Source organism: Streptomyces sp. NPDC086147, from assembly GCF_040702165.1.
In the GTDB taxonomy this organism is placed as follows: Bacteria; Actinomycetota; Actinomycetes; order Streptomycetales; family Streptomycetaceae; genus Streptomyces.
Window position 1 is genome coordinate 749,094 of sequence record NZ_JBFBJO010000001.1, and the last position, 20,797, is coordinate 769,890.

The window sequence follows — 20,797 nt, forward strand, 5'->3', positions numbered from 1 at the left end:
TCTTGCAGTCTTCGCAAAATCGATGGGCCGCGGCGGTCGCCCGGGCCGAGCCTTGCCGGACACAGTTCCCGGACGATCAGAGGCAGGCCGTGACCGCGACCACACACCCCGTTCAACCCGTGCTGAGTGCGCGCAGACGCCGGACCGTACTGGCCGTCTGCTGCCTGAGCATGTTCCTGGTGGGCCTGGACACCACCGTCGTCAATGTGGGTCTGCCGGCCATCGGGCGCGGCCTGGACGCCGACACGCGCGGTCTCGAATGGATCGTGGACGCCTACACCCTCGCCCTGGCCGGCCTCCTGATCTCCTCCGGCGCGCTGGCGGATCGCTTCGGACGGCGCAGGGTGTTCCAGTCGGGGCTGGCCGTGTTCGGCGCGGCCTCACTGCTCTGCGCGCTCGCCCCGTCGGCGGGAGTGCTCGTCGCGGCCCGCGCCCTCCAGGGCGTCGGTGCCTCGATGCTCAGCCCCGTGGCGCTCGCGATCGTGGTGAACGCGATGCCGGACCCGAAGGAACGGGCGCGGGCGATCGGCGTCTGGGCGTCGGTGTTCGGACTGAGCATGGCCGCCGGACCCGTCACGGGCGGCGCGCTGCTCGCATGGCTCGACTGGCGGGCGCTGTTCTGGATCAACACACCCGTCATCGCGGCCGCTCTGCTGCTCAGCGCGGTGTTCGTGCCGGAGTCCCGGGCACCGCGGGCCCGGCGGCTCGACCTGCCCGGCCAGGTCCTGCTGACCATGGCCCTCGCCGTCGTGGTCGGCGTCCTGATCGAAGGGCCGCGCATCGGCTGGACATCGCCCGCGGCATGGGCGGGATACGCGGGGGCCGCCGCGGCGACGGCCGGATTCGTGTGGGTCGAGTCCCGCCGGCCCGAGCCGCTGATGGATCTGGGGCTCTTCGGCCGCCCGGCCTTCAGCGGCGCCGTCGTCGGCGCGGTGGCGGTCTTCGTCGCCCTGAGCGTGACACTGCTCCTGAACACCCTCTATCTGCAGCACACCCGGGGATGGACGCCGCTGGCCGCCGGTGCGGCGACTCTGCCCCTGGCCCTCGGGGCGACCGTCTGCGCCCCCTGGTCCGGACGCATGACCGGCCGCGCGGGGCCGCGGCTGCCGCTGCTGCTCGCCGGTGGTTTCCTCACCGCCGGCGGGCTCTGCCTGGTCCGGCTCACCCCGCACACGAACGTGCTCCTGCTTCTGGCCGCCTACGCGCTCATCGGCATCGGGTTCGGCTTCGTCAACGCCCCGATCACCAACACCGCGGTCAACGGACTGCCGCCCGCCCGTGCCGGCGTGGCCGGGGCGATCACCTCCACCGCACGGCAACTCGGCTCCGCCCTCGGCATCGCTCTCGCCGGCGGCCTGGTCACGGACACCAGCCCGATGGGCCTCGCGCACGCGTCCCGCCCGGGCTGGATCCTGGTCGCCGGCTGTGGCGTACTGCTCTTCCTCGTGGCCCGCGTCTCGCAGCCGAAGGAGGCCACCACGGGCCCCGCCTCCCCGTGAACGCGGTGAGCCGCCCAGCCCGCCGGACCGTGTGCGTACAGCGAGGAGGAGCGATCACCTCGTGGCGGTTCGGGGCACCTCGGCCTTGTCGGCGAGGCGCCCCGCCGTGAAGCACAGCCGGTACACCGGTACGGCGGCGAGCAGCGTGGTGCGGTAGTAGCGGCACTCGTCCGTCCCGGGCGGTTCGGCGGGGGCGCCGTGGGGCGGGCCGTCCAGGGGGCGGGCGGGCAGTTCCCCGGCGGCCTCCGCGTACGACTGGCCGACGTGCAGCCGGGCGTACTCCTCCGGCTCCAGGTACGACCGGTGCTGGGTCCACAGCGCGACCCCGCCCATCAGCACGCCGAGCGCGGTGAGGAGTGCCAGGGGGATCCAGATCGCCTGGGTGAGGCCCCGGCGGACCTTCCGGCGGGCCCGGTCCAGCTCCCGCGCGGAGGTGGGTGCTGCGGGCCGGGGCGGTGGGGGATCGCGGGGCAGGACGGCCGTCAGGACGAACCCGCCGTCCGCCGTCGCCCGGTGCGTCAGCGAGCCGCCCGCGAGCCGCACCCGCTCGTCCAGGGCGACGAGGCCGGTGCCGCCGGAGGGGAGGGCGGCGTCCCCGGAGCCGCCGGGGCCGCTGACCACCTCGACCCGTACGCCCGTCGTCTCCGGCGCCACCGCGACCGAGACCGCCGCGCCCGGCGCGTGCTTGGCCGCGTTGGTCAGGCCCTCCTGCACGACCCGGTGCAGGGCGGGGCCCGTCATCCCCGGCAGGGCCGGCATCGGTGGCGTGGTGAGCGTGACGGGCAGGCCCGACGCGCGGGCGCGGGCCACCAGTTCCTCCACCGTCTCGCCCGGCGGGGTCGTCGGCGCCCCCGCGCCGTCCTCCCGCAGGACGCCGACGACGTCCCTCAGCCGGGTCGTCGCGTCCGCCGCCGCGCGCCGCAGCTCGCCCGCCGCCCGCCGCTGGTCCGGGCCGAGCCCCGGGTCCACCTCCAGGGCGCCCGCGCGGATCGCGATCAGGGCCAGGTCGTGGCCGAGGGAGTCGTGCATGTCGCCCGCGATCCGGGAGCGTTCCCGCAACCGCTCCCGGTCGGCGACGGCCGCCCGCTCCCGCTCCATCCGGTCCGCCAGCTCCCAGCCGCTGCGCACCAGCCGGTCGTACTGGCGCGCGTACCGGCCGATCAGCCAGGGCGCCACGACCGCCAGCGCCAGCGCGAGCAGCAGCGTGAACCACTGGCCGAGGGGCGTGCCCGTGACCGTGGTCAGGAGCAGCCCCGCCGCCGCGATCGCGGCGAACAGCCACAGCGCCCCGCGCGTCCGCGCCCGCCGCCGTCCCGCCAGATACCCGAAGGCCACCAGGGCCGGGCTGTACGAGGCGGTGAACAGCTCCGGGGTGACGGTCAGGCTCGTCGCGACCGTGACCGCGAGCGGCACCAGCGGCCACCGCCGGCTCACCGCGACGCAGCCGCCGAGGACCGTCACGCCCAGGGCGACCAGGGGCCAGGAACCGCCGTCGTTCGGGTCCGAGCGGAGCAGGACCGGGACGCAGAGGAGGAGCCAGAGGGCCGCGTCGGTGGCGTGGGCGCGGGCGGGGCGGCGGGGGCGCTCGCTCATGCGGGGCCAGGTCCGGTGGGGGCGTTCACGCATACGGGGCCAGGGCCGGTGAGGGCGGTCACTCATGCGGGACCAGGCCCGCCTCGTACGCCAGGACCGCCAGCTGCACCCGGTTGCGCAGGCCCAGACGGGCCAGGACCGCGCTCACGTGCGCCTTGACCGTGCCCTCGACCACGTACATGCGGTCCGCGATCTCCTGGTTCGAGAGTCCGGCGCCGAGGAGGGCGACGACCTCCCGCTCCCGGCCGGTCAGCGGCTCCAGACGGGCCCGCGCCCCGGCGGCGCGCGTGAACCGTTCGCCGCCCAGGGTGTCGATGACCCGGCGGGCGACCGAGGGTGAGAGCGCCGCCCCGCCGGCCGCCACCGCCTTGACCCCGGCGATGAGTTCGCGCGGATCCCCCGACTTCAGCAGGAAGCCGCCGACGCCCGAGCCGAGCGCCCGCGCGATGAAGGCGTCCTCGGAGAAGGTCGTCAGCATGACGACGGCCGTGCCCGGCACGGTCCCGCGCAGCTCCTCGGCGGCGGCGAGTCCGTCGAGCCGGGGCATCCGGACGTCGAGCAGCACGACGTCCGGCCGGTGCTCGCGGGCGAGCGCGACGGCCTCGTGCCCGTCGCCCGCCTCCGCCACCACCTCGATCCCGGGGTCGGTGGTGAGGATGGCCCGCACCCCGGCCCTGATCATCGTCTCGTCGTCGGCCAGCAGCACCCTGATCACGTGGTCCACCCTACGGAGGACGCGCGGACGCCCCGGGGGCGTTGCCCCCGGGGCGTCCGTCACTTCGTTCCGGCCCTGCCCGTGACGGTTACGGGAAGGTCAGCTTGAAGGCGTTGATGTAGCCGGTGTCGGCCGAGGCCTTGTCCTGGACGCGGAGCTTCCAGGCGCCGTTGGCGACCTCCGAGGAGGCGTTCACGGTGTAGGTCTGGACGATGTTGTCGGCGCTGCCGCCGGTGCGGTTGTGCAGGTTGTAGACCGAGCCGTCGGGGGCGACGAGGTCGACGATCAGGTCGCCCTTGTAGGTGTGGACGATGTCCACGCCGACGGAGAGGTTGCTGGGCGCGTTGCCGGTGACGCCGGTGACGTTGACCGTCGAGGTGACCGCGGCGCCGTTGTCCGGGACGGCGACGTCGGCGGTGTTCTCGAAGACCTTGCCACCGGGGTTGCCGCCGCCGGGACGGGCGCCGACGTTGATGGCGGCCCAGGCGTTCTCGACGGCCGTCACCTCGGGGCTGGTGGCGCCGTAGAGCGCCTTCGCCACGTCGACCGTGCCCGTGCGGGCGGCCGCGTAGTTGGTGTTCGAGCCGAACTTGGTGGTGAGCGCCTTGAACCAGATCAGCGCGGCCTTGTCCCGGCCGATGCCCGTGACGGGCAGGCCGTCCGAGGTCGGCGAGTCGTAGTTCACGCCGTTGATCGTCTTGGTGCCGCTGCCCTCGGAGAGCAGGTAGAACCAGTGGTTCGCCGGGCCCGAGGAGTAGTGGACGTCGATCGAGCCGATGCCCGAGTACCAGGCGTCCTTGGACGAGCCGTCCTTGCTCGGCTTGTCCATGTAGCGCAGCGGGGTGCCGTTGCCGCGGATGTCGATCTTCTCGCCGACCAGGTAGTCGCCCTGGTCCTGGGCGTTGTTGGCGTAGAACTCGACGGCCGCCGCGAAGATGTCCGAGGTGGCCTCGTTGAGGCCGCCGGACTCGCCGCTGTAGACCAGCTTGGCGGTGACCGAGGTCAGGCCGTGCGTCATCTCGTGCGCGGCCACGTCGATCGAGGTCAGCGGCTTGGCGTTGCCCGCGCCGTCGCCGTACGTCATGCAGAAGCAGGAGTCCTGCCAGAAGGCGTTGACGTACGCGTTGCCGTAGTGGACCCGGGAGTACGCGCCGACGCCGTCACCGCGGATGCCGGTGCGGCCGTGCACGTTCTTGTAGTAGTCCCAGGTGAGCGCGGCGCCGTAGTGCGCGTCGGCGCCCGCGGTCTCCTTGTTGGACGGGTTGCCGTTGCCCCACACGTCGGTGGAGTTGGTGAACAGCGTTCCCGTGCCGGAGCTGCCGCCGTTGAGGTTGTACGTCTTGTGGCTGCCGCGGCCCGTGTCCGTCAGCGTGTACGAGGGCGCGGTGCCGAGCGTCACCTGGCCGCTGTACTGCGTGTTGCCGGTGCCGGTCTCGACGGCCTGCCACTCGTAGAGCTTCGCGCCCGTCTTGGCGTCCGTGACGACGTGCAGCTCGTTCGGGGTGCCGTCGTGCTGGAGGCCGCCGACGACGGTCTCGTACGCGAGGACCGGGGAGCCCTCGGCGAGCCAGACGACCTTGCGCGGGGCGCGGCTGGCGGCGGTCTTCTCCGAGCCGTCCGCCTGGGCGAGGCCGACGGCCTGCTTCTCGGCGGCGGCCGGGGCGACCTTGGCGGTCGTGTCGACGTTCTTCAGCTCCGTGCGGACCGCCTTGGTGACGCTCTGCCGGGCGCCGGCCTTCGACTCCTCGACGACCAGGTCGCCGCCGAGGACGGGCAGGCCCGCGTAGGTCCGCTCGTAGCGGGTGTGGGTCGTGCCGTCGCGGTCCTGGACGACGTCGCGGACGACCAGCTTCTCCTCGGCGCCGAGGCCGAGGGACTTGGCCGTGGCGGCCTTGTCGGCGTCGGCCGCCTTGATCAGCGCGGTGCGCTGGGCCGGGGTGAGGTCGGCCGGGAGCTTGCCGGGGTTCGCCGAGGTGCCCTGCTGGGCCTTGGGGGCGGCGCTGAACGGGGTGTCCGCCGCGGTGGCGGCGCCCGTCTGGACGCTCACGGCGAGCATGGCGGCGGCGGCTATCAGGGCGCCGGTCGCGGTGGCACGACGGCTGGGCGTGGATCTCACGCGGACTCCTTTTGCGAGGGGGGTACCGGCGGGCTTGGGTGAGTCCGTCGGGCAGAGCAAGGAGAGCGGTTGAGCACGTTCAGGTGACGCCGGGAACTTTCGTTCGGGGGCCGGGGAGAGAGTGACAGGGATGACGGGGACCTGTCAGGAGTGCGGCTGGAAGTTGGCCAGAAATCGTCCGCTGCTGGTACGGGCGCGTTCGTTAAGCGGACGTTTCGTGAGCTGTGGGATGGACGTGGGGTGTTGTTCGGCCGAAGGCGTGTTTTCGCCTGCGGGGGTTGGGCGGTGGGGCGCACTCCGGTTTTTCGGGGGCGTGGGGGCCGTTCCGGGGGCCGCGTTCGGGACCGCGTGATTCACGGCGCCTGCGGGTCCCGGCGGAGTGACCGGTTCTCGCGCGCCCCACATCACGCTCCACGTCCCGAACACGGCCCCCTCCACGGCCCCCACTCACGTACGCGGTCCTCTTCAGCCCACCAGGCTGTCCCGCCACGCCTGGTGCAGGCCCGCGTAGTGGCCGTCTCCCGTCACCAGGGCCGACGGCGGGCCGTCCTCGACGATCCGGCCCGACTCCATCACCAGGACCCGGTCCGCCACCTCGACCGTCGACAGGCGGTGGGCGATGACCACCGCCGTACGGCCCTTCAGGACCGTGTCCATGGCCTGCTGGACCGCCCTTTCACCGGGTACGTCGAGGGAGCTCGTCGCCTCGTCCAGGATCAGGACCGCCGGGTCCGCCAGGAGCGCGCGGGCGAAGGCCACCAGTTGGCGCTGGCCCGCCGAGATCCTGCCGCCGCGCTTCCGTACGTCCGTGTCGTAGCCGTCGGGCAGTCCCGTGATGAAGTCGTGGGCGCCGATGGCCTTCGCCGCCTCCTCGATCTCCGCGCGCGTCGCGTCCGGGCGGCCGATCGCGATGTTCTCCGCCACCGTGCCCGAGAAGAGGAACGCCTCCTGGGTGACCATGACGATTCCGCGCCGCAGGTCGGGGGTGGTGAGATCGCGGAGATCGATGCCGTCGAGGAGGACCCGGCCCTCCGTCGGGTCGTAGAAGCGGGCCAGGAGTTTGGCCAGGGTCGACTTTCCCGCGCCCGTCGCTCCCACCACCGCCACCGTCTGGCCGGCCGGGATCCTCAGGTCGAAGGTGGGGAGGACCTCGCCTCCCGTGCGGTACGCGAACCTCACGTCGTCGAAGACCACCTCCCGACCCGGGGCGCCCTCGCGGTGCGGGAGGTCGCGGGGCGCCGTCGTCTCCGGGACGCCCGGTTCCTGGGCCAGGAGGCCCGCGATCTTGGCGAGGGACGCCGCCGCCGACTCGTACGAGTTGAGGAACATGCCCAGGCGGTCGATCGGGTCGTACAGGCGTCGCATGTACAGGACGGCCGCCGCCAGCACGCCCAGTTCCAGGGAGCCCTCCGCCACCCGGTACGCGCCCCAGAGGCACATTCCGGCCACTGCCGTGTTCGCCACCAGACGTGAGCCCACGACATAGCGGGCCATCTCCAGGAGCGCGTCGCCGTTGCTTCGTTCGTGGCGGTGGTTGAGGGCCGCGAACTCCGCGTCGTTGGTCCGTTCGCGGCGGAACGCGCGGACGGGCCTGATGCCGTTCATCGTCTCCGCGAACTTCACGATCACGCCCGCGATCGCGGTGGAGCGCTCGCCGTACACCCGGCCCGCGCGGCGGCGGTAGAGCTGCACCAGGAGGTAGAGGGGGACGAAGGACGCCGTCGCCACCGCGCCGATGCCCAGGTCCAGCCAGAGGAGCACGAGGGTGATCGAGACGAAGGAGAGGACCACGCCGATCAGTTCCTGGAGGCCCTCCGAGAGGAGTTCCCGCAGCGACTCCACGTCCGTGGTGGAGCGGGAGATCAGCCGGCCCGAGGTGTAGCGCTCGTGGAAGTCGACGCTGAGCAGTTGTGCGTGGCGGAAGATCCGGCCCCGCAGGTCCAGGAGGACGTCCTGGTTGACGCGGGCCGCTCCCCGGACGAAGACGTACTGGAGGAGGCCCGAGAGGACCGAGCAGAGGAGGTAGCCGAGGGCCACCGCGACCACCGGGCCGTGGTCGCCCGCGCGGAAGGCCGGGACGGCGCGGTCGATGGCGTACGCGACGAGCAGCGGGCCCGCCTGGACCGCCGCCTCCTTGACCAGGAGGACGAGCGCGGCGACCGCGACCCGCGCGCGGTGCGCGGACAGGAGGGAGCGGAGCAGGGCGCCCGTCGCCCCCGGGGGAGCGGGCAGGTCGTCGCGGTCGAAGGGGTCCGGCTCGTCCGGCGCGGTGGTGGGCGGCTTCGTGAGCGTGGTGTCCGTCATCGCCGTTCCTTCTCGCCCGACATCAGCCAGGCGTACTCCTCGCTGCTCCGCAGCAGTTCCTGGTGGGTGCCCACGGCCGTGATCCGGCCCCCGGACAGCAGCGCGACCCGGTCGGCCAGCATCACCGTCGACGGGCGGTGCGCCACCACCAGGGCCGTCGTCTCCCGCAGCACCTCCCGCAGGGCCGCCTCCACCCGCGCCTCCGTGTGCACGTCGAGGGCGGAGAGGGGGTCGTCCAGGACGAGGAAGCGGGGGCGGCCCACCACCGCGCGGGCCAGGGCGAGCCGCTGCCGCTGGCCGCCCGACAGGCTCAGGCCCTGCTCGCCGACCCGGGTCGCGGCGGCCTCGGGCAGCCGGTCCACGAAGTCGTCCGCCTGGGCCACGGCGAGGGCGCGCCGCAGCTCCGGCTCGCCCGCCGTCCCGTCGGCGCCCATCAGGACGTTCTCGCCGACGGACGCGGAGAACAGGGTGGGCTCCTCGAAGGCCACCGACACCAGGGAGCGGAGGCGGCTCCGCTCCATCAGCGCGACGTCCTCGCCGTCGAGGAGGATCCGGCCGTCCGTCGTCTCGTGCAGGCGCGGGACGAGGGCGGTGAGGGTCGTCTTCCCGGAGCCCGTGCCGCCGACCAGGGCCAGCGTCTCGCCGGGGCGGATGTGCAGGTCCACGCCGTCCAGGACCGGCGGGGCGCCCTCGGGGGCGTCCGGATAGCGGAAGGTGACGTTCTCGAAGCGCACCCCGTCCGGGCCGTCGGCCCGCGGGGCCCCGGGGGAGGCCGTCTCCGGCTCCTCCTCGGCGTCCATCACCTCGAAGTACCGCTCCGTCGCCGTCGCCGCCTCCTGGCTCATCGCGAGCAGGAAGCCGATCGACTCCACCGGCCAGCGCAGCGCGAGCGCCGTCGACAGGAACGCCACGAGCGTGCCCGCCGACAGGTCGCCGTCCGCGACCTGCACCGTGCCGAGGACGAGCGCCGCGCCGATGGCCAGTTCCGGTACGACCGTGATGACCGCCCAGATCATGGCGAGCAGCCGGGCCTTGACCAGCTCGGTGCCCCGCAGGCGCTCGGAGAGCTCGCGGAAGGCCCGCGCCTGGCTGCGGTGCCGGCCGAAGCCCTTGACGATCCGGATGCCGAGGACGCTCTCCTCCACGACCGTCGTCAGATCGCCCACCTGGTCCTGGGCCCGGCGCGCCACCAGGCCGTACCGGCCCTCGAAGAGCGAGCAGACCACCACCAGCGGCAGCACCGGGGTCAGCAGCACCAGGCCGAGGGACCAGTCCTGGGAGAGCAGCAGCACGTATCCGGCGAGGATCGTCACGCCGTTGACCAGGAGGAAGGTCAGCGGGAAGGCGAGGAACATCCGGACCAGCATCAGGTCCGTCGTCCCGCGCGACAGGAGCTGGCCCGACGCCCACCGGTCGTGGAAGGCGATCGGCAGCCGCTGGAGCCTGCCGTACAGGTCCGACCGCATCCGGGCCTCCACCCCGGCGAGCGGCCGCGCCACCAGCCAGCGCCGGAAGCCGAAGAGGACCGCCTCCGTGATCCCGAGCAGCAGCAGGTACAGCGCGCCGAGCCACACGCCCCCGGGGTCCCGGTCCGCGACGGGCCCGTCCACCAGCCACTTCAGGACGAGGGGGATGACGAGCGACAGACAGGAGGCGACTATCGCGACGAAGGCGGCCGTGAACAGCCGCCCCCGCACGGGTCGGACGTACGGCCACAGGCGGAGCAGGACGCGCACCGCCGACCGGTCGGCGGTGTCCGCCGGATTCGCTGGGGGCAAGGGTTTCTCGGGCATCAGGTCCGACCTTACGGTTCGCCACTGACACCGCTCATCCGGTTTTCCCCCCGCCCGTCCGGACCCGGCCCGAAGCGGCGCCCGCCGCCCCGGCGGCGGCGACTTCACCTGCTCCGTCGTGCTCCGCCGATCCCGCGCGCCCCCGCCCTCACCTCGACACCCGCAGCAGCACCACCGACCGCGCCCCCACCGCGAGCACCTCCCCGCCCCGGTGGACCGTGCCCGGCGGCCCGGACTGGTCCTCGCGGGCCGTGTCCACGACCAGTTCGTACGTCTCCGCCCACGGCGGGCCCGGCAGCCGGAAGTCCAGGGGGCGGTGGCCGGAGTGCAGGACGGCGAGGAAGCTGTCGTCGGTGATCCGCTCGCCCCGCTCGTCCCGGCCCGGGATGTCCCGGCCCGACAGGTAGAGGCCGAGCGTCCCCGTCCGCGCGTACCAGTCGCCCTCCGTCATCTCGGTCCCCCCGGCCGTGAACCAGGCCAGGTCCCGCAGCCCGTCCGCCCGCTGCGGCCGGCCGGAGAAGAAGGCCCGGCGGCGCAGCACCGGATGCCGGTGGCGCAGTGCGAGGAGCCGCCGGGACAGGGCGAGGAGCTGGGCCCGGCCGGGGTCCTCCGGCAGCGACCAGTCGAGCCAACCGATCTCGTTGTCCTGGCAGTACGCGTTGTTGTTGCCGCCCTGGGTGCGGCCCATCTCGTCGCCGGAGACCAGCATCGGCACCCCGGTCGACAGGAGCAGGGTGGTGAGCAGGTTGCGCTGCTGGCGCAGCCGCAGCGCCCCGATCTCCGGGTCGTCGGTCTCGCCCTCCGCGCCGCAGTTCCAGGAGCGGTTGTCGTGGGTGCCGTCCCGGTTGCCCTCGCCGTTGGCCTCGTTGTGCTTCCGCTCGTACGTGACGAGGTCCCGCAGCGTGAAGCCGTCGTGGGCGGTGACGAAGTTGACCGAGGCGTACGGCCGGCGCCCGCCCCAGGCGTACAGGTCGCTGGAGCCGGAGAGCCGGTAGCCGAGGTCCCGCACGTCCGGCAGCGCCCCGCGCCAGAAGTCCCGCACCGCGTCCCGGTAGCGGTCGTTCCACTCGGTCCACAGCGGAGGGAAGGCCCCCACCTGGTAGCCGCCGTTGCCCACGTCCCAGGGCTCCGCGATCAGCTTCACCCGGCGCAGCACCGGGTCCTGGGCGATGACCGCGAGGAAGGGGGAGAGCATGTCGACGTCGTGGAAGGAGCGGGCGAGCGCCGCCGCCAGGTCGAAGCGGAAGCCGTCCACCCCCATCTCCGTCACCCAGTAGCGCAGGCTGTCGGTGATGAGCCGCAGCACCTGGGGCTGCACCACGTGCAGGGTGTTGCCGCAGCCCGTGTAGTCGGCGTACCGGCGGGCGTCGGACTGGAGCCGGTAGTAGCCCCGGTTGTCGATGCCCTTCAGGGAGAGGGTCGGGCCCAGCTCGCCCGCCTCCGCCGTGTGGTTGTAGACCACGTCGAGGATGACCTCGATCCCGGCCGCGTGCAGCGCCCGCACCATCTTCTTGAACTCGCCGACCTGCTGCCCGGCCGTCCCCGAGGACGCGTAGCCGGCGTGCGGCGCGAAGTAGCCGACGGAGTTGTACCCCCAGTAGTTGCGCAGGCCCCGCCGCAGCAGGTGGTCCTCGTGCGCGAACTGGTGCACCGGCAGCAGCTCCACCGCCGTCACCCCGAGCCGTACGAGGTGGTCGACCGCGGCCGGGTGCGCGAGCCCCGCGTACGTGCCGCGCAGATGCTCGGGGATGCCCGGGTGCAGCTTCGTGAAGCCCTTGACGTGCACCTCGTAGATGACCGAGTCCTGCCAGGGCGTCTTGGGCCTGCGGTCGTCGGACCAGTCGTCGTCGTCGTGGACGACGACCCCCTTGGGGACGTGCGGGGCGGAGTCCCGCTCGTCGCGGACGGTGTCGGCCACGTGCTGCTGCGGCCAGTCCCGCACGTGCCCGTACACCTCGGGCGGCAGGGAGAACTCGCCGTCGACGGCCCGCGCGTACGGGTCGAGGAGCAGCTTCGCCGGGTTCCACCGGGCGCCCGTCCACGGGTCCCAGCGGCCGTGCACCCGGTAGCCGTAGCGCTGCCCCGGGCCGATCCCGGGCACGAAGCCGTGCCAGATCTCGTGGGTCAGCTCGGTCAGCGGCAGCCGCGTCTCCGTCCCGTCCCCGTCGAACAGACACAGCTCGACGGCCTCAGCCCCGCCCGCCCACAGGGCGAAGTTGGTGCCCGCGACCCCGCCGGGCCCGACCCGGCAGCGGGCGCCCAGGGGCGTCGGCGCCCCCGGCCACACGGGCGGCCCCGCCCGCTCCAGGGCACGCTGCTGTACCGCCTCCTGCTCGGCTGCGCTCGCCACCGTCCGGCCTCCCGCGGCTCCGTCGGGTCCGCACGCGGGGAGCGGTGGCGTCCCGGCCACCGCTCCCCGCGCGAGGTTCTCCCCCTGTTCTGCCCGCACGGCCGTGCTCCCAACATGGCCCGCGCGCACGTTTCCCCTGGAGGGTGGCCGTCGTTGGGCCGGGCGTGAGATCTGTATGGAAGAGGGCGGGGCACGTCCTCGCGGTGGCGGGACTGCTGGCGGGCCTCGCGGGCTGCACCGGAGCGGACGGCGGCAGGGGCGTCGACCTCTCCCTGCCGGGCAAGGGACGGGCCCCCGGCGACGTCATCCGGGTCACCCCGGAGGACGGCAGCCGCGCGGTCCCGACCGGAGGACCGGTCGAGGTGAGGGTGGACAGCGGACGACTCGAACGGGTGAACGTCGCCCGGGTGGAGGACGGCCGGCGGACCGAGGTCGCCGGGGAGGTCTCCGCCGACGGGCTGCGCTGGCGGCCCTCGGCCCCCGGCCGGCTCGCGCCGGCCGCCAAGTACAGCGTGGACGCCGTCGCGCTCGACGCCCACGGACGCCGCTCGGCCCGCCACACCACCTTCAGCACCGTGGTGCCCGAGTCCCGCTTCATCGGCTACTTCAAGCCGGAGAACCGCTCCACGGTCGGCGCCGGCATGATCGTCTCCTTCACCTTCAGCCGGCCCGTCGAGAACCGGGCCGCGGTCGAGCGCGCCGTCCGGATCACCTCGGACCCGCCGGTGGAGGTCTCCGGCCACTGGTTCGGCAAGGAGCGGCTCGACTTCCGCCCGGAGCGGTACTGGGCCGCCGGCACCCGGGTCACCGTCGACATCGGCCTGCGGGACGTCGAGGGGGCGCCCGGCGTGTACGGGACCCAGCGCAAGAAGGTCGGCTTCACCGTCGGCCGCTCCCAGGTCTCCGTCGTGGACGCCGCCGCGCACACCATGGAGGTCCGCAGGGACGGCGAGGTCCTGGCCACCCTGCCGATCACCGCGGGAGCGCCGAAGACCACCACGTACAACGGGAAGATGGTCGTCACCGAGCTGTACGACGTGACCCGGATGAACGGCGCCACGGTCGGCTTCGGCGGCGAGTACGACATCAAGGACGTGCCGCACGCGATGCGGCTCACCGAGTCCGGGACCTTCCTGCACGGCAACTACTGGGCCCCGCCCGAGACCTTCGGCACCGCCAACGTCAGCCACGGCTGCGTGGGGCTCCGGGACGAGAAGGGCGGCAGCGAGCGCTCGCCCGCGGGCTGGTTCTTCGACCGGACCCTCGTCGGCGACGTGGTGGAGGTGGTCAACTCCCGCGACCGGAAGGTCGCCCCCGACAACGGGCTCGGCGGCTGGAACACGGACTGGAAGAGCTGGAAGGCCGGTTCCGCGCTCCGCTGACTCCCCGTCGCTCCCGTCGCCCCCGCCACCCCCGCCGCTTCCGTCGTCGTCGCACGTCGATCGGGACGGAACGGTGACATGCGCGAGGATCTTTCGTGTCCTGCGGTGTGATTATCTAACGCCGTGTGCGCGAGCGATGCGCACGGGGGTGGGGCCGTGGCGTTGCCGGGCCGTGCGAGGGGAGACGACCACAGTGAACGGGCAGCCGATATCGGGGGCACCGGCGGGGACCACGGGGAGGGGCTGGCGACGCGGGGGCGTCCGGCTCCAGGCCCTGGCGGCGGGGGCGCTGCTCCTGGTGCTCACCGCCTGCGGCGGGGGCGGCGGGGACGCCGCCGACGGCGCGAAGGGCCCGCAGGCCCAGGACGCCGGCCGGCAGGACACCGCGGCCTCCCAGGCCGTCGTGACGATCCTTCCGAAGGACGGCGCCGACTCGGTCGCCACCAGCGGCGCCCTCAAGGTGACCGCCCAGCAGGGCAAGCTGACCACGGTCACGGTCGCCGACTCCAAGGGCACCGCGGTCGAGGGCGAGATCGCGGCGGACGGCGCGAGCTGGCAGCCGACCGCGCACCTGGCCGGGGGCACCCAGTACAAGGTGCACGCCGTCGCGAAGGACGCCGAGGGCCGCGAGTCGGCGAAGGACACCACCTTCACGACCCTGGTCCCGAAGAACACCTTCATCGGCCACTACACGCCGGAGGACGGCTCGACCGTCGGCGTCGGCATGCCGGTCTCCATCAACTTCACCCGGGGCATCACCGACCCCGAGGCCGTCGAGAAGGCCATCAAGGTGACGGCCGTGCCGTCCGTCCCGATCGAGGGCCACTGGTTCGGCAACGACCGCCTCGACTTCCGCCCCGAGCAGTACTGGGCGGCCGGCACCAAGGTGACGGTCCACCTGAACCTGGACGGCGTCGAGGGCCGCCCCGGCGTCTACGGCAAGCAGAAGAAGACCGTCACCTTCACCATCGGCCGCCGCCAGGTCTCCACCGTCGACGCCAGCGCCAAGACGATGAAGGTCGAGCGCGACGGGAAGATCGTCAAGACGCTGCCGATCACCGCGGGCGCGCCGTCCACGACCACGTACAACGGTCAGATGGTCATCAGTGAGAAGTACAAGGTGACCCGGATGAACGGCGCCACCGTCGGCTTCGGCGGCGAGTACGACATCAAGGACGTGCCGCACGCGATGCGCCTGTCCCAGTCGGGCACCTTCGTGCACGGCAACTACTGGGCCCCGAAGAGCACCTTCGGCTCGCAGAACGTCAGCCACGGCTGCGTCGGCCTCTCGGACACCCGGGGCGCGGGGGACGGTTCGACGCCGGCCGCCTGGTTCTACGACAGCTCGATCATCGGTGACGTGGTCGTCGTGAAGAACTCCAAGGACAAGCAGATCAAGCCGGAGAACGGCCTCAACGGCTGGAACATGCCGTGGTCGGAGTGGACCGCCTAGGCGTTCCCGAGCTTTTCGGCGGGGCCCGGTGCTGTGAGCAACAGCACCGGGCCCCGCCGCGTTAACGACCTCTAACCTTCTCCCATGACTGTGAACCTCGAAGTCGCCGAAGGCGTCGGCACGATCCGCCTCGACCGTCCCCCGATGAACGCCCTGGACGTCGCCACCCAGGACCGGCTGCGCGAGCTCGCCCAGGAGGCGACCGACCGCGACGACGTGCGGGCCGTGGTCCTGTACGGCGGCGAGAAGGTGTTCGCGGCCGGCGCGGACATCAAGGAGATGCAGGTCATGGACCACGTGGCCATGGTCAATCGCTCCCGCGCCCTCCAGGACGCCTTCACCGCCGTCGCCCGCATCCCCAAGCCGGTCGTCGCCGCGATCACCGGCTACGCGCTCGGCGGCGGCTGCGAGCTGGCGCTCTGCGCCGACTACCGGATCGCCGCCGACAACGCCAAGCTCGGCCAGCCCGAGATCCTGCTCGGCCTGATCCCGGGCGCGGGCGGCACCCAGCGCCTCTCCCGCCTCGTCGGCCCCTCCAGGGCCAAGGACCTCATCTTCACCGGCCGGATGGTGATGGCGGACGAGGCCCTCTCCCTCGGCCTGGTCGACCGGGTCGTCCCGGCCGCCGAGGTGTACGAGCAGGCGCACGCGTGGGCCGCGAAGCTGGCGCATGGCCCGGCCGTCGCCCTGCGGGCCGCGAAGGAGGCGGTCGACCAGGGCCTGGAGGCCGACATCGACACCGGTCTCGCCATCGAGCGCACCTGGTTCGCCGCCCTGTTCGCCACCGAGGACCGGGAGCGCGGGATGCGCAGCTTCGTCGAGGAGGGCCCGGGGAAGGCGAAATTCGGCTGACCTGACCGAAAGCGGCCCGCAGGAGGGTCCGCCGGGGGTCGATTCCGGCGGAACGGCCTCCGCGGGCCGCTCCGTGCGGCCATGATGAGGGGCATGGCGGGCCTGGAGGACAGGGAACAACCACGGCGGCGCGCGAGCGCCGCCGCGGAGCGGTGGTCACTGACCGCGGACGACCAACAGGCCGCCGAAGCGGTGGAGTTGTACGGCAATCCGGCGGAGGGCGACGTCCGGTTGCCGTCCCTGCCCGAGTCCGCGTGGGTGGCCCGCAGGCTCACGCAGCACGTGCTGATGAACCAGTGGGGGCTGGGACCGCAGCTCACCGAGCACGCGGTCCTCCTGGTCTCGGAGCTGGTGGGCAACGCCGTCCGGCACACCGGTGCACGGGTCTTCGCGCTCCGGTTGCAGAAGGGCCGGGGCCGGATCCGGGTCGAGGTGCGCGACCCCTCGCGCGGGCTGCCCTGTCTGATGCCGGTGCACGAGCTGGACACGAGCGGCCGGGGGCTCTTCCTCGTCGACAAGCTGGCGGACCGGTGGGGCGCGGACCTGGCGCCGCGCGGCAAGACGACCTGGTTCGAGATGCGGGTCGCGGACCGCCCCTGACCCCCGCGGCGACCCGGCCCCGGACGCACGGAAGCCCCCGTGCGCCGTGGTGGGGCGAGCTGGGGGCTTCCGTGTGAGGCGCCGTGGACGGGGGGGTGTATCCACGGCCGCTGTGTCGACCTGGCCCGGGTCAATGGGGGTCGTGTCAACGACTATGTCAGACAAGTGCCCGATCACCAAAAGTCCCTAGCGGGGCAAAATCGGGCAAATATGAATACTTTAACTGTGAATCGTTGGTGACATGTGGCACCTGCCTTGTAAACAGTGAATGGCTATGCGGTTCATTGTGTGTTTCCCCGGGTCGTCCGCATGCTGGACGCCCGACATTGATGTACGAAAGCCCTTGGATCACCCCAACCGGCACCGATGGGGCCCGGTGACCCCTCGCACCGGGACCACCCGCATCGGGCGGCGGCGGGACGGCTAATCTGACCCCCGTCAGACAAGCACCATGAAGGGGCGGAAACAGTGGCGGACATCGAGTCGGCACGCACGGCATTCAACCGGTACGACGTGGACGGGGACGGCTTCATCACCGCCGCGGAGTACAAGAGCGTGATGGCGCAGCTGGGCGACTTCAACGTCACCGAGACGGTCGCCGAGGCGCTCATCAAGCAGCGCGACGACAACGGCGACGGCCGGCTGTCGTGGGACGAGTTCTGGTCGCACCTCAGCAAGGCCTGATCCGCCCGCCCGGACGGGCCGCGCGACCCGCGGTCGCCGCCCGTCCGGGGCCACCGGCTTCGTCGACCGCCTCCACGCCGTGGTCCTCGACGCTTCCAGGACCCCTCCGCGGCTCAGCGCCCTCGAAGGCGACATCGAGATCGCGCGCGTGCTGCGCGGGCGCGCCTGAGCCCGTACGGCGGCCCGCCGGAGGCCGGCGGCCTCAGCACTCGATGATGTTCACCGCGAGGCCGCCGCGCGCCGTCTCCTTGTACTTCACGCTCATGTCGGCGCCCGTCTCCTTCATGGTCTTGATGACCTTGTCCAGGGAGACCAGGTGGCTGCCGTCGCCGCGCATCGACATCTTCGCCGCCGTGACGGCCTTGACCGCCGCCATGCCGTTGCGCTCGATGCACGGGATCTGGACCAGGCCGCCGACCGGGTCGCAGGTCAGGCCCAGGTTGTGCTCCATGCCGATCTCGGCCGCGTTCTCCACCTGCTCCGGGGAGCCGCCCAGGACCTCGGCGAGGGCGCCCGCCGCCATCGAGCAGGCCGAGCCGACCTCGCCCTGGCAGCCGACCTCGGCGCCGGAGATCGAGGCGTTCTCCTTGAAGAGCATGCCGACCGCGCCGGCCGCGAGGAGGAAGCGGACCACGCCGTCCTCGTCCGCGCCCGGGACGAAGTTCATGTAGTAGTGCAGGACGGCGGGGATGATGCCGGCCGCGCCGTTCGTCGGGGCGGTGACCACCCGGCCGCCCGCCGCGTTCTCCTCGTTCACCGCCATCGCGTACAGGGTGATCCACTCCATGGCGTGCGCCGCCGGGTTCCCCTCGGAGCGCAGCTTGCGGGCGGAGTTCGCGGCGCGCCGGCGCACCTTCAGGCCGCCGGGCAGGATGCCCTCGCGGGACATGCCGCGCGAGACGCAGGACTGCATGACCCGCCAGATCTCCAGGAGGCCCGCGCGGATCTCGTCCTCGGTGCGCCAGGCCTTCTCGTTCTCCAGCATCATCGCGGAGATCGACAGGCCGGTCTCCTTCGCGAGGCGGAGCAGCTCGTCGCCGGTGCGGAAGGGGTACTTCAGGACCGTGTCGTCCGGGACGATCGGGTTCTCGCCCGCCACCGCGTCCTCGTCGACGACGAAGCCGCCGCCCACCGAGTAGTACGTCTTCTCCAGGACGAGCCCGCCCTCCGCGTCGTACGCGAAGACCGTCATGCCGTTGGCGTGGTACGGGAGCGCCTTGCGCCGGTGCAGGACCAGGTCGGCGTCGAAGTCGAAGGGGATGTCGTGGGCGCCGACCAGGTTGATCCGGCCGCTCGCCTTGATCCGCTCGAACTCCTCGTCCGCGTGCTCGACGTCGACCGTGCGGGGAGAGTTCCCCTCCAGGCCGAGCAGGACGGCCTTCGGGGTGCCGTGGCCGTGGCCGGTGGCGCCGAGCGAGCCGTACAGCTCCGCCCGCACCTTCGCCGTGTGGGCCAGCAGGCCCTCGTTCTTCAGCCGGCGGGCGAACATCCGGGCCGCGCGCATGGGGCCCACCGTGTGGGAGCTCGACGGGCCGATGCCGATCGAGAACAGGTCGAAGACCGAGATGGCCACGGGAGGACTCCTTGTGGGGCTGGACGTCGTTGTCTGCCGGGGTGGTGCAGAGAAGGCGTGCGGGCGGGGGACATGGGTCGGGGCACCGCGCCCGTTGTTCCAGTGTGCGCGGTGCCCCGGATGTCCGTACGAACAAAAGCGTACGAAATTACTAAGGTGTCACTTCAGGCCGGGGTACAGCGGGTGCTTGTCCGCCAGGGCGGTCACCCGGGCCTTGAGGGCCTCGGCCTTCTCGGCGTCGAAGCCCGGCTTCAGGGTCTCGGCGATGACGTCCGCGACCTCGCGGAAGTCCTCGGCCCCGAAACCGCGGGTCGCGAGCGCCGGCGTGCCGATGCGCAGGCCCGAGGTGACCATCGGGGGACGCGGGTCGTTCGGGACCGCGTTCCGGTTGACCGTGATGCCGACCTCGTGGAGGCGGTCCTCGGCCTGCTGGCCGTCCAGCTCCGAGTCGCGCAGGTCGACCAGGAGCAGGTGCACGTCCGTGCCGCCGGACAGGACCGAGACGCCGTGGGCCTTCACGTCGTCCTGGACCAGGCGCTCGGCGATGATCCGGGCGCCGTCCAGGGTGCGCTGCTGGCGCTCCTTGAACTCCTCCGAGGCCGCGACCTTGAAGGAGACGGCCTTGGCCGCGATCACGTGCTCCAGAGGGCCGCCCTGGAAGCCCGGGAAGACGGAGGAGTTCAGCTTCTTCGCGAACTCCTTCTTCGCCAGGATGATGCCGCCGCGCGGGCCGCCGAGCGTCTTGTGCGTGGTGGAGGTCACCACGTCCGCGTGCTCGACCGGGTTCGGGTGCAGACCGGCGGCGACCAGGCCCGCGAAGTGGGCCATGTCGACCCACAGGTAGGCGCCGACCTCGTCCGCGATCCGGCGGAACTCCGCGAAGTCCAGCTGGCGCGGGTACGCCGACCAGCCCGCGATGATCACCTTCGGGCGGTGCTCCTTGGCGAGGCTCTCGACCTCGGCCATGTCGACCAGACCGGCCTCGTCCACGTGGTACGCGACCACGTCGAACTGCTTGCCGGAGAAGTTCAGGCGCATGCCGTGGGTGAGGTGGCCGCCGTGCGCCAGGTCCAGGCCCAGGATCGTGTCGCCCGGCTGGGCGATCGCGAAGAGGGCGGCCTGGTTCGCGGAGGCGCCGGAGTGCGGCTGGACGTTGGCGTACTCGGCGCCGAACAGGTCCTTGACGCGGTCGATGGCGATCTGCTCGGCCACGTCGACGTGCTCGCAGCCGCCGTAGTAGCGGCGGCCCGGGTAGCCCTCGGCGTACTTGTTGGTGAGGACGGAGCCCTGGGCCTCCATGACCGCGACCGGAGCGAAGTTCTCCGAGGCGATCATTTCCAGGGTGGACTGCTGACGGCGGAGCTCGGCGTCGACGGCGGCGGCGACGTCGGGGTCCAGCTCGTGGAGGGGAGTGTTCAGAAGCGACATGAATCGATCCCTAAGGGGTCTCGGGCCCGGTCTCAGTTCCCGGCGGAGAACGCGGCGTACTCGTCGGCGGTGAGCAGGTCGTCCGGCTCACCCGCGACGCGCACCTTGAACAGCCAGCCACCCTCGAACGGAGCCGTGTTCACCAGCGACGGGTCGTCCACCACGTCCTGGTTGGCGGCGACGACCTCACCCGAGACGGGGGAGTACAGGTCGCTCACGGACTTCGTCGACTCCAGCTCGCCGCAGGTCTCGCCCGCGGTGACGGTGTCGCCGACCTCGGGGAGCTGGGCGTAGACGACGTCACCGAGCGCGTTGGCCGCGAACTCGGTGATGCCGACGGTCGCGACGCCGTCCTCGGCGTCCGACAGCCACTCGTGCTCCTTGGTGTACCGCAGCTGCTGGGGGTTGCTCATGACCTGATTCTCCTGGATCGGGGGAGTGCTGATGAACGTCGG

At 72.4% G+C, this 20,797-nt stretch carries 15 protein-coding genes; 6 read left to right on the forward strand and 9 right to left on the reverse strand.

Annotated elements, in window-relative coordinates; genetic code table 11:
* Window positions 1-89 precede the first annotated feature (89 nt).
* Window positions 90-1,499 carry an MFS transporter gene (locus AB0398_RS03575; protein ID WP_366372059.1) on the forward strand — a complete coding sequence of 470 codons (1,410 nt, stop codon included), beginning with the start codon at window positions 90-92 and terminating at the stop codon, window positions 1,497-1,499.
* A 54-nt stretch (window positions 1,500-1,553) separates the two neighbouring features.
* Here AB0398_RS03575 and AB0398_RS03580 read toward each other — a convergent pair whose 3' ends face one another.
* From AB0398_RS03580 to glgX, 6 genes are all read right to left on the reverse strand, one after another.
* Window positions 1,554-3,092 (reverse strand): histidine kinase, encoded by a 1,539-nt coding sequence (locus AB0398_RS03580; protein WP_366372061.1) that lies wholly within the window; start codon window positions 3,090-3,092, stop codon window positions 1,554-1,556.
* A 58-nt stretch (window positions 3,093-3,150) separates the two neighbouring features.
* Window positions 3,151-3,807: a response regulator transcription factor gene (locus AB0398_RS03585; protein WP_366372063.1), complete on the reverse strand. Its 657-nt coding sequence runs from the start codon at window positions 3,805-3,807 to the stop codon at window positions 3,151-3,153.
* Between the two features lie 88 nt (window positions 3,808-3,895).
* Complete coding sequence (locus tag AB0398_RS03590; protein WP_366372065.1) at window positions 3,896-5,923, reverse strand: M4 family metallopeptidase; 2,028 nt, start codon at window positions 5,921-5,923, stop codon at window positions 3,896-3,898.
* Window positions 5,924-6,388: 465 nt separating this feature from the next.
* A complete protein-coding gene (locus tag AB0398_RS03595) occupies window positions 6,389-8,227 on the reverse strand; it encodes an ABC transporter ATP-binding protein (protein ID WP_366372067.1) in 1,839 nt (612 codons plus the stop codon).
* Window positions 8,224-10,020 carry an ABC transporter ATP-binding protein gene (locus AB0398_RS03600; RefSeq protein WP_366372069.1) on the reverse strand — a complete coding sequence of 599 codons (1,797 nt, stop codon included), beginning with the start codon at window positions 10,018-10,020 and terminating at the stop codon, window positions 8,224-8,226. The genes AB0398_RS03595 and AB0398_RS03600 overlap by 4 nt, the downstream gene beginning before the upstream one ends.
* A gap of 148 nt (window positions 10,021-10,168) precedes the next feature.
* Complete coding sequence (gene glgX / locus AB0398_RS03605; protein WP_366372071.1) at window positions 10,169-12,370, reverse strand: glycogen debranching protein GlgX; 2,202 nt, start codon at window positions 12,368-12,370, stop codon at window positions 10,169-10,171.
* A gap of 164 nt (window positions 12,371-12,534) precedes the next feature.
* Here glgX and AB0398_RS03610 point away from each other — a divergent pair, with 164 nt between their 5' ends.
* The 5 genes from AB0398_RS03610 (at window position 12,535) to AB0398_RS03630 (ending at window position 17,341) form a co-directional block, all read left to right on the forward strand.
* A complete protein-coding gene (locus AB0398_RS03610; protein ID WP_366372073.1) occupies window positions 12,535-13,752 on the forward strand; it encodes an Ig-like domain-containing protein in 1,218 nt (405 codons plus the stop codon).
* Window positions 13,753-13,945: 193 nt separating this feature from the next.
* Complete coding sequence (locus AB0398_RS03615; RefSeq protein ID WP_366372074.1) at window positions 13,946-15,205, forward strand: Ig-like domain-containing protein; 1,260 nt, start codon at window positions 13,946-13,948, stop codon at window positions 15,203-15,205.
* 84 nt (window positions 15,206-15,289) lie between these two features.
* Window positions 15,290-16,057, forward strand: coding sequence for an enoyl-CoA hydratase-related protein (locus AB0398_RS03620; RefSeq protein WP_366372076.1), 768 nt, complete (start codon window positions 15,290-15,292; stop codon window positions 16,055-16,057).
* A gap of 93 nt (window positions 16,058-16,150) precedes the next feature.
* A complete protein-coding gene (locus AB0398_RS03625; RefSeq protein ID WP_366372078.1) occupies window positions 16,151-16,657 on the forward strand; it encodes an ATP-binding protein in 507 nt (168 codons plus the stop codon).
* A 468-nt stretch (window positions 16,658-17,125) separates the two neighbouring features.
* Window positions 17,126-17,341 carry an EF-hand domain-containing protein gene (locus tag AB0398_RS03630; RefSeq protein ID WP_015036303.1) on the forward strand — a complete coding sequence of 72 codons (216 nt, stop codon included), beginning with the start codon at window positions 17,126-17,128 and terminating at the stop codon, window positions 17,339-17,341.
* Between the two features lie 202 nt (window positions 17,342-17,543).
* On the opposite strand, the gene AB0398_RS03635 is transcribed toward AB0398_RS03630, so the two are convergent.
* The 3 genes from AB0398_RS03635 to gcvH all read right to left on the reverse strand — a co-directional run bounded on the left by AB0398_RS03635 (window position 17,544) and on the right by gcvH (window position 20,755).
* A complete protein-coding gene (locus AB0398_RS03635; protein ID WP_366372080.1) occupies window positions 17,544-18,914 on the reverse strand; it encodes an L-serine ammonia-lyase in 1,371 nt (456 codons plus the stop codon).
* Window positions 18,915-19,073: 159 nt separating this feature from the next.
* Window positions 19,074-20,342 (reverse strand): serine hydroxymethyltransferase, encoded by a 1,269-nt coding sequence (glyA, locus tag AB0398_RS03640; protein ID WP_366372082.1) that lies wholly within the window; start codon window positions 20,340-20,342, stop codon window positions 19,074-19,076.
* 32 nt (window positions 20,343-20,374) lie between these two features.
* Window positions 20,375-20,755 carry a glycine cleavage system protein GcvH gene (gcvH, locus tag AB0398_RS03645; protein ID WP_030218599.1) on the reverse strand — a complete coding sequence of 127 codons (381 nt, stop codon included), beginning with the start codon at window positions 20,753-20,755 and terminating at the stop codon, window positions 20,375-20,377.
* Window positions 20,756-20,797 lie beyond the last annotated feature (42 nt).

What these genes read in the sequence shown, in the direction of transcription:
- gcvH (WP_030218599.1), bottom strand. Translation starts at nt 20,755, where the DNA reads ATGAGCAACCCCCAGCAGCTGCGGTACACCAAGGAGCACGAGTGGCTG.
- AB0398_RS03625 (WP_366372078.1), top strand. Translation starts at nt 16,151, where the DNA reads ATGGCGGGCCTGGAGGACAGGGAACAACCACGGCGGCGCGCGAGCGCC.
- glyA (WP_366372082.1), bottom strand. Translation starts at nt 20,342, where the DNA reads ATGTCGCTTCTGAACACTCCCCTCCACGAGCTGGACCCCGACGTCGCC.
- AB0398_RS03580 (WP_366372061.1), bottom strand. Translation starts at nt 3,092, where the DNA reads ATGAGCGAGCGCCCCCGCCGCCCCGCCCGCGCCCACGCCACCGACGCG.
- AB0398_RS03595 (WP_366372067.1), bottom strand. Translation starts at nt 8,227, where the DNA reads ATGACGGACACCACGCTCACGAAGCCGCCCACCACCGCGCCGGACGAG.
- AB0398_RS03600 (WP_366372069.1), bottom strand. Translation starts at nt 10,020, where the DNA reads ATGCCCGAGAAACCCTTGCCCCCAGCGAATCCGGCGGACACCGCCGAC.
- AB0398_RS03620 (WP_366372076.1), top strand. Translation starts at nt 15,290, where the DNA reads ATGACTGTGAACCTCGAAGTCGCCGAAGGCGTCGGCACGATCCGCCTC.